9 protein-coding genes and 1 tRNA gene are annotated in these 9,447 nt (G+C 64.1%); 6 read left to right on the forward strand and 4 right to left on the reverse strand.

Annotated features, from left to right (window positions below):
* The 3 genes from BP846_RS09190 to lonB all read right to left on the reverse strand — a co-directional run.
* A partial coding sequence (locus BP846_RS09190) for a TldD/PmbA family protein (protein ID WP_292394655.1) occupies positions 1-809 on the reverse strand: 809 nt, incomplete at its 3' end.
* A complete protein-coding gene (locus tag BP846_RS09195) occupies positions 806-2,134 on the reverse strand; it encodes a TldD/PmbA family protein (RefSeq protein ID WP_292394657.1) in 1,329 nt (442 codons plus the stop codon). The genes BP846_RS09195 and BP846_RS09190, both read right to left, overlap by 4 nt.
* Before the next feature lie 6 nt (positions 2,135-2,140).
* Positions 2,141-4,081 (reverse strand): ATP-dependent protease LonB, encoded by a 1,941-nt coding sequence (gene lonB, locus BP846_RS09200; RefSeq protein ID WP_292394671.1) that lies wholly within the window; start codon positions 4,079-4,081, stop codon positions 2,141-2,143.
* A gap of 81 nt (positions 4,082-4,162) precedes the next feature.
* On the opposite strand from lonB, the gene BP846_RS09205 reads away from it, so the two are divergent.
* The 5 genes from BP846_RS09205 to thsA all read left to right on the forward strand — a co-directional run bounded on the left by BP846_RS09205 (position 4,163) and on the right by thsA (position 8,880).
* A complete protein-coding gene (locus tag BP846_RS09205; protein ID WP_292394659.1) occupies positions 4,163-5,020 on the forward strand; it encodes a ribose-phosphate diphosphokinase in 858 nt (285 codons plus the stop codon).
* A complete protein-coding gene (rtcA, locus tag BP846_RS09210) occupies positions 5,007-5,993 on the forward strand; it encodes an RNA 3'-terminal phosphate cyclase (RefSeq protein ID WP_292394660.1) in 987 nt (328 codons plus the stop codon). Before BP846_RS09205 ends, rtcA begins: the two co-directional genes overlap by 14 nt.
* On the forward strand, positions 5,990-6,445 hold the full coding sequence (locus tag BP846_RS09215) for an NOB1 family endonuclease (protein WP_292394662.1): 456 nt from the start codon (positions 5,990-5,992) through the stop codon (positions 6,443-6,445). The genes rtcA and BP846_RS09215 overlap by 4 nt, the downstream gene beginning before the upstream one ends.
* A gap of 22 nt (positions 6,446-6,467) precedes the next feature.
* Positions 6,468-7,085, forward strand: coding sequence for an orotate phosphoribosyltransferase-like protein (locus tag BP846_RS09220; protein ID WP_292394664.1), 618 nt, complete (start codon positions 6,468-6,470; stop codon positions 7,083-7,085).
* 208 nt (positions 7,086-7,293) lie between these two features.
* Positions 7,294-8,880 carry a thermosome subunit alpha gene (gene thsA / locus BP846_RS09225; protein WP_292394667.1) on the forward strand — a complete coding sequence of 529 codons (1,587 nt, stop codon included), beginning with the start codon at positions 7,294-7,296 and terminating at the stop codon, positions 8,878-8,880.
* 4 nt (positions 8,881-8,884) lie between these two features.
* Here the strand turns inward: thsA and BP846_RS09230 are convergent, their stop codons facing one another.
* The gene (locus tag BP846_RS09230) at positions 8,885-9,088 is read right to left on the reverse strand and encodes a thiamine S protein (RefSeq protein WP_292394668.1); all 204 of its coding nucleotides are present in this window, start codon (positions 9,086-9,088) and stop codon (positions 8,885-8,887) included.
* 51 nt (positions 9,089-9,139) lie between these two features.
* Here BP846_RS09230 and BP846_RS09235 point away from each other — a divergent pair.
* A tRNA-Ser gene (locus BP846_RS09235) sits at positions 9,140-9,224 on the forward strand.
* Positions 9,225-9,447 lie beyond the last annotated feature (223 nt).

The raw sequence follows: 9,447 nt of genomic DNA on the forward strand, positions 1-9,447 counted from the left end.
AACGGGTCGTCGTAGATGGAGAGATTCTCATCAAAGACCGTTTCGCCGAGTTTATCCGCAAGAGGCGACCGGCCGGCCTTCACGCTCCGCCCGGAGAGGGCCGGGAGGAGGATCTGCCCGAGGAGACTTCCCGCCGCGATCGGGGAGAGGACGACGTCGTAGCGGCCCGTCTCGATATCGCGGCCGGAAAGAGAGCGTGCGGCAAGGTCCGCAGACCGCTCCCCGACCGACCGGGCGTCGATATCGGCACGGAACGGGGAGACATCGAACTCGTAGCCCGTGGACTGCTCCCGGATCGTCTCAAGGGAGACCGACGCCGCCGTCCGGTCCATGCCGTAGAAGACGCCGCTTGTGTTTGCAACCGCCAGATACGCCCGGGCGAGATCCGCCGACCCGCCGACGACATCCACCGGGTGCTCCGCGGCACCGGACAGGAGGTCGTCGACCATCCTCGCCGCGTCCTCCACCGCAACGACGAGATCCGGGTCCGATGAAGGTGCCGCGCCCGGGATCTCGGCCGGCTTCGGGAGACCGCCCCACTGCTGGGGGGTGGCCATCCGCCCGCTTGTAAGCGCCGCGTCCAGGCATTCCTTCCACCGGTCGGGGTCGCCGGTGCTTGAAAACCCGATCCGGCCGTCCTTGATCGTCCGGACGGCCATGCTCCAGGCCTCCGACTCCTCGGCGGCGCCGAGGATCCCTTTCTTGATATCGGTGCCGACGCTCTCTTCCCGGACGTAGAAGACCTCGACCTCGTCGGCCGCGCGTCCACCCGCCCGAAGAACTTTCTCGATAAGGTCTTCGCCGTTCATTCTCCGCGCCCCCCGATGATTGCGCCTTCAAGCAGGAGATGGGGCGCTCCGTCGCTTACCGGGACGTTCTGCCCGCCCTTGCCGCAGTATCCCGGGCTCATCTTCCGGTCGTTCCCGATGAGGACGATGTTATGGAGGGTCGAGAGGATCTCGCCCGAAAGCGAGACGTCACGGACCATATCGGTCGTCTCGCCGCCCTCAACCAGGTAACCGTACTCCGCATTGAACTGGAAGACACCCCGGCCGGGGTCGACCTGGCCGCCCCGCGACCCGATTAGCAGGATGCCGTCCTTACACTCGGCGAGGATCTCGTCGTAGGTCGCATCCCCGTTCTCGATGAAGGTGTTGCTCATCCGGACGATCGGCGGCGCCCCATGCTCCGCCCGGGCGTGCCCGGGTATTCCGTTCCCGACCGCCGCGAGGGTCTCGCGGTTGTGGAGGTAGGACGAGAGGATGCCGCCCCGGATGATCTCGGTCCGCCGCACCGCCACGCCCTCGGCGTCCACGGGGATGAACCCGAACTCGTGAAGCGTTGGGTCGTCCACGACGACCAATCCTTCGCACCCGATCCGCTCACCGATCCTCCCCGCGAGGACCGATGCGCCTTCGCGGACGAGGTCGCCCTCGCTCGCGTGGCCGACCGCCTCGTGGGTGAAGACACCCGCGAGTTCCGGGTCGAGCACGGCCCGTCTCGCCCCGCCCTTCGCGAGTTTTGCGTCGAGCAGGGAGACCGCGACCTCGCCCGCCTTCCTCCCGAGCTCCTGCTTATCCCGGAGGTTGAACCCGGTGATGATGTGGTCGCGTTCGCTCCCCATCTGCATCACGCCGTTTTTGGACGCGATGACGAGGACCGAGAATCCGGACCGGATCGCCTCGTAGGAATACTCGTTCCCGCTCGAGTCCTGGAACCGGACCGCGTCTATCCCTTCGGTGTAGCGGGCCCGGGTGTTTGCCACTTCAGGAACCCGGGCCGCCGCCTCGATCCCGGCAAGCAGCCGGGTCTTCTCCTCGAGGTCGACGTCCCGGGGGTCTTCCCCGAGAGGGGGGACCGGGAGAGCGCCGCGCGGCGCATCAGCGAGGTTGATATCATCCTGAGTGACGGCAGCGAGGCGCGCCGCCGCCTCGACGAGGGCGTCGAGCTCGCGCTTCGAGTCCATGTCGACGTGGTCGCGGGTGAGGACACCCCAGCCTTTCGGTCCCAGCACCCGGATCACGGCTTTATCAAAAAATGAGGTGCCTGCGGACTCGATCACGCCGTTGTCGATATCGATCTGGGTGGTCTCGCCCCGTACGCACCGTATATCGTAGTATCTCACGTCAGCCATAGGGCATCAGACCAGAGAACGCCCGACATTCGGGTCGAAGAGACCGGTCGTCGGGTTGACGGCCATCTTCCGGAGCTTCGAGAGGAACCCCGCACGGTTCTCGGGCACGAGCGCGTTCTGGAGGACCTCCTCGATGTGGTCGACCGGGACCACCTCGACCATAGCGCGGTAGCGGTCCTCGATGAGGACGTCGTCCAGGTTCGACCGCGGTATGATCACCCTCTTGATCCCGGCCTTCGCGGCCGCCTCGATCTTGTAGGTGACCCCGCCGATGGGAAGGACGTCGCCCCGGACCGAGAGCGACCCCGTCATCGCGACGTCCTGGCGCACCGGTATGTTCTCGATGGCGCTGATCACCGCCGTCGCGACGGTCACGGAGGCCGAATCGCCCTCGACGCCGCCGTAGGTGCCGATGAACTGAACGTGGATGTCCATGTTCCTGATGTCCTTGCCCGTGAACTTCTTGATAAGAGCACTGACGTTCGTGATCGACTCTTTGGCGATCTCCTTTAACATGCCGGTCGCAATCACCGTGCCGTTCGCTCCCTGGCTCGGTGTCACCTCAGCCATGACCGGGAGCACCGAGCCGGAGTCGGTCCCCATCACCGCAAGCCCGTTCACCCGGCCGACCCGAGTCCCCTCGACGACGGTGATGTCGTAGTCGCGGCTCCGCCGAATGTACTCGTCGGAGATCTGGTCCTCGATCGAACGGGAGGCCGACTTCGCGGCGAGGACATGTTTTGCCGTGGTGAACTCCGCGCCCTCCTGCCGGGCGAGGTCCCCCGCCACACGGATGAGCCCGCCCATGTCGCGGAGTTTCAAGGTCAGGTGACCCTTCCGGTTCGAACGGCGCCGGGCTTCGCGGAGCACTTCGAGCATGGCACTGCGGTCGAAGTGGGGGATCTTGCCGTCGTTCTTGACCTCCTGGGCGATGAACCGGAGGAACTTCTTCCGGTTCTCCGGGGTATCCTCCATCGTATCCCGCATGTAGACCTCGTAGCCGTAGCCCCGTATACGCGACCGGAGCGCCGGGTGCATTCCCTGGATGGCGTCGAGGTTGCCTGCCGCGATCATAACGAACCGGCAGGGGACCGGCTCGGTCCTGACCATCGCACCACTCGAGCGCTCGCTCTGGCCGGTGATCGGGAAGGCACCCTCCTGGAGCGCGGTCAGCAGGTTCTGCTGGGAGTGCGGGGTGAGGGTGTTGATCTCATCGATGAAGAGCACGCCCCCGTGCGCCCGGTGGATGGCTCCTCCCTCGACACGGTCGTGGGAAGGCGTCTCGAGGCCGCCGCTCTGGAAAGGGTCGTGCCGGACGTCGCCGAGCAGGGCGCCCGCGTGCGAGCCGGTGGCATCGACAAAGGGTGCGGGGGTGTTAGGGTCATGGGAGATCAGGAGCTTCGGGACCATCGTCTCTTCGCGGGGCGTCGAGTACTTCAGCGCCATGAAGATGAATGCGGCGGCGATGATGCCCATGAGCCACTGGTAGGTGATGATAGCGTAGCCGATGATGCCGAAGATGAGGAGCATGATGAGGGTGCTCCGCATCTGGATCTTCTTTCTTGCCTCCACTTTGTGGGCGTTGACAATCTGCTTGCCGCGGCTCGCCGGCACGGTCCGGATGATGGGGTTATTGTTATCCTCGGCGTTCGGGTAGACCAGGATATCCTGCAGTTCCTCCTTCGGGAGGAGTTCGGCCATCGCCTTGGCTAACATCGATTTGCCGGTTCCGGGGGTGCCGATCATCATCACATGCCTGCGCTGGACCGCAGCCTTCCGGATCACCTCGACAGCATGTTCCTGGCCGATGACCTGATCGATGAGATTCGGGGGTACGTCGATATCTGATGATGCGCTCAGCTCAAGACCGGCAAAGACATCCGTCTCTACCAGTTCGTCGTTCGTGAGCTCGATCTTTGGAATTTCCTCTGGAGTCGTTGAATCCATCGTCGGGTTTACCTCTTTGCTGCACTGATACTTATATAATTTATTCATGCTCGTTCAAATACTTTCTAGCAAAGGTGTTCTATGAAAATAATCAGCACGGAACGGTCCCAGGTCCTGGCAGCCAGAATTTCAGAAAAACTGGGCGTCCCTCTTGTGGAGACGAAATTCGCCCGGTTTCCCGACGGAGAGATGCATCTCCGGTGCGGAGAGTTGGACGATGAGACCCTGATCGTCAGCAGTGTCGTGAATAATGATATGCTCGTGCAGACCCTCCTCGCGATCGATGCCGCCGACCGGTCAAGGAAGACGTTGGTGGTCCCATATCTCGGCTATTCCCGCCAGGATAGGCTGTTTGCCCCGGGCGAGCCGATCAGCGCCCGGGCTGTCGCGCGAGCCCTCTCGAACGGTATCGAGCGGGCCCTCGTCGTCAACATACACGACCCCGGTGTGCTGGACTACTTCGGCGTCCCGGCGGACGATATCACCATCGCTCCGGCTATCGGGGGGTACGTCGGCGACCTGCGCCTGAAGGATCCCCTCATCCTCGCTCCCGACGAAGGGGCGGCCGGGTTTGCGGCCGGTGTCGCCGCCGTCGGCGGGTGGGACTGCGACCACCTCGAAAAGACCCGGCTCTCGGGTGAAGACGTCCGGATTGCCCCAAAGACCATCGATGCCGGCGGCCGGGAGGTCGTGATCGTGGACGATATCATATCCACCGGCGGGACCCTCGCGACCGCCGCCTGCATGCTCCGCGAGCAGGGAGCAGCATCCATTCACGCGGCCTGCGTCCACGGGGTGCTCGCGAGCGGTGCCTATACGCGCTTGCGGGCGGCGGGGATATCCTCGGTCGTCTCCAGCGACACCTACGAGAACGCCTCAAGCTTCATATCGGCAGCAAACGCTATCGCGACAGCGATCAGGGACGATGCTCACCGTTGACGGATCCCGCCTGGAAGGAGGCGGGCAGATCGTTCGCCTGGCGGTCGCCCTATCGGCTATATCCGAAAAACCGGTCACCGTGACCCGGATACGGCAGAACCGGGAAAAGCCCGGGCTCGCGCCCCAGCATATCGCCGCGATCCGGGCGGTCGCCGGAGCCTGCGATGCCGAGTGCCTGGGGCTTTCACCCCACAGCAGTGAGATCACCTTCACCCCGGGCCGGATCCGGCGGGCCGACCTCCGGATCGACCCCGGGACCGCCGGGAGCATCCCCCTCATCCTCCAGGCATGGCTCCCGGTCGCCCTCCGCGCCGGCGGGAGCATCACGGTCACGGGGGGAACCGAGGTGGCGTGGAGCCCGACCATCGATTACCTGGACTCTGTCCTCGCGCCGGTCCTCCGCCGCGCCGGGGCCTCGATCGCTATCGAGGTGCTCGAACGGGGCTACTACCCGCGGGGAGGCGGGCGGGTCTGCGTTCGGGTGGAGCCGTCCCGCCCGGGCCCGGTCGTGATCCCGGAGGGGGAGGGGAGGGGGTGCGGGATCGCCTCCTGCTCGGCGGGGCTCCCGGCACACGTCGTCGAGCGCCAGGCAGGCGCCGCCCGGGACCTTCTCGAGGAGGAACTCAGCCTCTCCTGCACCGCGACCCTCGATGCCCGCCGGGGCGGGGCGAGCACCGGGAGTTCCATAACAGTATGGAGCGGGGCGAAGGGCGCCGTCGCTCTCGGAAAGAGGGGGCTTCCCGCCGAAGAAGTGGGCCGGACCGCCGCCCGGGCACTCGCTCGAGAGTGCCGCAGCCCCGGCACAGTCGACGTCCACCTCGCCGACCAGCTCCTCATATACCTCGCCTGCTACGGCGGGGAGTACAGCACCCACACCCTCTCGATGCATGCGAGAACCGCCTGCTGGATTCTTTCGGAGTTCGGGTATCCGGTCGGGTGCCGGGCAAACGACGTCGTGGAGTTCTCAGCATGACGCTCGTCCTCGACGCCTCGGTCTTCTTCTCGGAGATGCCGGTTGAAGGCCCGGCATGGACCACCCCGTCGGTGGTGGGGGAACTTGGCGACCTCCACGCGAAGTGCCGATTCGAGGCGCTCTCGGCCACGGTGCTCGCTGTCCGGGAGCCGCGTGAAGAAGACCAGGTGCGGGTTGAGGCGGCCGCGGTCCGGACCGGAGATGCCGGAGTGCTCTCGGCAACCGACCGGGACATCCTCGCGCTCGCGCTGGAACTCTCGGCCGTCCTCGTCACCGACGACTTCGCTGTCCAGAACGTCGCGCACCGCCTCGGCATCGAGACACAGAGCATCCAGCAAAGGCCCGCCCGGGCGATCCGGTGGCGCTACCGGTGCAGCGGGTGCGGCCGCTACTGGCGGGAGCCGGGGGAGTGTCGGGTCTGCGGCGCACCAATCAAAAGAAAACTTAAATAAGTCACTCGGAGATCTCTTCTCCATGTCCGCGCTCGAAGAGTTGATCACGAAGGCAAAGGCGCTCCAGGCAGAAGGGCATACCCCGGGCCAGATCTCCGATGAGCTCGGCCTCTCGATGGAGACGGTCACCTGGCTGCTCACCCAGCCGAAGGGAATGGAGGCCCCAAAGGACGTTCACATAGACTGGACAGCGGTAGGAAGCCACGGAACGCTCCTCTCCGATATGGCCATGATGATGCTCAAGCGCTTCCTCTACCTGGCGGAGGAGGGAGCCGTGCGTCCCGGCGCCGCAGAGATCCCGGATACGGTCGTCGGCATAGCGCCGTCGGGCGTCCCGCTCGCCACCCTCATCGCCGCAGAGGAGGGGCTCAAACTCGCTGTCTACCTCCCGGCGAAGCACAGCCGGAGCGAGACCCCGACCGGATCCCTCTCGGGCACCTTCTCCACGATCACCGGACAGCGCTGCATCATCATCGACGACGTCGTCACGACCGGGACGACGCTCTCGGAGACGATACAGTTCCTCCGGCGGCACGGAGCCACGCCGGTGGCGGTCTGGTCGCTCTTCGACAAGCGGGGCGTCAGGGAGGTCGACGGCGTCCCGGTCCAGTCGCTCTTTGCCATATCGAGGCTCGGGTGAAGACCCGGCCGCACCGTTTTTCGGATAGAGGCGCCATCGGGAGAGAACACCACGCTTCATGGCCCCGTCGCGGGCACCGGGCGCGTAGCGCCGACGGATGGGTGATTCGCCCCGTCGGTTGGTCCGGGCACCCCGGGAAGGTCGGCGCCTATCGATTAGTATATATAGAACCTCTGAACAAACCTAACGGACAAAGGAGGATTATACAATGCTTGCTGGACAGCCCATCATTATTTTACGGGAGAATGTTGAGCGCACGCGTGGATTCGAGGCGCAGCGCTCGAATATCATGGCTGCAAAGGCAATTGCGGCCGCCGTTCGGACAACGCTCGGTCCCCGGGGAATGGACAAGATGCTGGTCAGCTCCACCGGCGACGTGGTGATCACGAACGACGGGGCGACCATCCTGCACGAGATGTCCGTGCAGCACCCCGGCGCCAAGCTGGTCGTCGAGGTTGCAGAGACCCAGGACGGGGAAGTCGGTGACGGCACCACAACCGCGACGGTACTCGTCGGGTCGCTGATGGAAGAGGCAGAGAAACTGCTCGCCCAGGAGGTTCATCCCACGATCATCGCGCAAGGCTATCAGCTCGGTATGGAGAGAGCCCTTCGGGTCCTCGATGACCTGGCCATAACGGTCGGGTTCGATGACCGGGAGGACCTCATCAAGATCGCCGACACCGCCATGACCGGCAAATCCATCGAAGCGATCAAGGAGAAGATCTCCGGTATCGTTGTGGACGCGGTGCGGCAGGTCACCACCGAGACGAGCCCCGGCACCTACGTCGTGGACGAGGACGACGTCAAGATCAAGAAGCAGGTCGGCGACTCGATGCACGACGCCGAACTGATCCGGGGCATCGTCATCGACAAGAAGCGCGTCTTTGAGCAGATGCCGGATAAGGTCACGGACGCGAAGGTCGCCCTGATCGCCCAGCCACTCGAGGTCACGAAGACCCAGGTGAAGTCGAAGATCAAGATCACCTCCTCGGACCAGATGAAGGCATTCGCCGAGCAGGAGCGCGAGACCCTCCGGAAACTTGCCGACCATATCGTCGCCTCCGGCGCAAACGTCGTCCTCTGCCAGAAAGGGATCGCCGACGCGGTGCAGTTCTACCTGGCCAAACACGGCATCTACGCCATCGAGGACGTGAAAGAGGACGACATGAAGTTCGCCGCGAGAGCGCTCTGCGGCACCATCGTCAACAAGCCCGACGAACTCAACGCGGCGACGCTCGGCCACGCTGAAGAGGCCAGAGAGATCCCCGACACCGATCTGACGGTCATCTCCGGCTGCGACAACCCGAAAGCCGTCACGATCCTCCTCCGGGGGACATCCCAGCTCCTGCTCGACGAACTCGAGCGGGCGGTCTACGACGCGGCCCGGGTCGTCCAGGACGCCATCGAGGACGGTAAGTTCGTCGTCGGCGGCGGTTCGGTGGAGACCGAACTCCAGATACGCATCCGCGACTACGCCGCGACCGTCGGCGGGCGGGTTCAGCTCGCCATCGAGGCGTTTGCGAACTCTTTCGAGGTCATACCGAGGACGCTCGCGGAAAACTCCGGGTTTGACACGATCGATAAGGTCGTCGCCCTGAGGAAGGCCCACGCCGACGGCGCGAAGCACGCCGGGCTCAACGTCTACACCGGCGAGGTCGTGGATATGCGAGAGGCCGGTGTCATCGAGCCCCTGCGGGTGAAGACCCAGGCTATCAAGAGCGCGACCGAGACGGCCATGCTCCTCGTCCGCGTCGACGACATGATGGTCACTCAGTCCGGAAAGCCGGGCGCATAATACGTCACCCGCGCGAGGAGGTCAGGAATATGCCGACCTCTTCCTCTTCGATTTTTTTATCCTGCGGCAGGCTCCTGCCACCAGAGAATAGTAGCGCCGCATCCGGATTGATCCCGAAGGAGAGGAGAGCGTCTTCGTAGGTCTCGCCCGGCTGCCCCTGGTAAATCAGCACGCTGCCGTCCGGGATGAAGGTGAATCTGCAGAACATACCTCGATACTATTATAGTCGAAGAACCTAAATATTCCAGGCTGATTCTGTGCCGAGGTAGTCTAGTCCGGGAAGGCGGTGGCCTCGAAAGCCACTGGTGCCTGGCACCTCGGGAGTTCAAATCTCCCCCTCGGCGTTTTACATAACCCCGGACCGTATACCGGGAACGCACGATTTGAGGTCCGGATCGAACCTGTAATGGCCCGGGCATCGTTTCACCCCGACCTGGCCGTATATGGGCAGATGTCCTATTTGCCAGGTATTTTATCCGGGAGATTTCGGTAGTGCTCCAGCATAGAACAGATAATCGATCTCGGTGGATCCGACCGAAAATTTCCGTTATCGGGCTCTTGTAACGC

This window comes from Methanoculleus sp. UBA303 (genome assembly GCA_002501655.1).
Lineage (GTDB): Archaea > Halobacteriota > Methanomicrobia > Methanomicrobiales > Methanoculleaceae > Methanoculleus.

Coding starts and splice junctions, on each gene's coding strand:
- BP846_RS09195 (WP_292394657.1), bottom strand. CDS start 2,134: ATGGCTGACGTGAGATACTACGATATACGGTGCGTACGGGGCGAGACC.
- lonB (WP_292394671.1), bottom strand. CDS start 4,081: ATGGATTCAACGACTCCAGAGGAAATTCCAAAGATCGAGCTCACGAAC.
- BP846_RS09205 (WP_292394659.1), top strand. CDS start 4,163: ATGAAAATAATCAGCACGGAACGGTCCCAGGTCCTGGCAGCCAGAATT.
- rtcA (WP_292394660.1), top strand. CDS start 5,007: ATGCTCACCGTTGACGGATCCCGCCTGGAAGGAGGCGGGCAGATCGTT.
- BP846_RS09215 (WP_292394662.1), top strand. CDS start 5,990: ATGACGCTCGTCCTCGACGCCTCGGTCTTCTTCTCGGAGATGCCGGTT.
- BP846_RS09220 (WP_292394664.1), top strand. CDS start 6,468: ATGTCCGCGCTCGAAGAGTTGATCACGAAGGCAAAGGCGCTCCAGGCA.
- thsA (WP_292394667.1), top strand. CDS start 7,294: ATGCTTGCTGGACAGCCCATCATTATTTTACGGGAGAATGTTGAGCGC.
- BP846_RS09230 (WP_292394668.1), bottom strand. CDS start 9,088: ATGTTCTGCAGATTCACCTTCATCCCGGACGGCAGCGTGCTGATTTAC.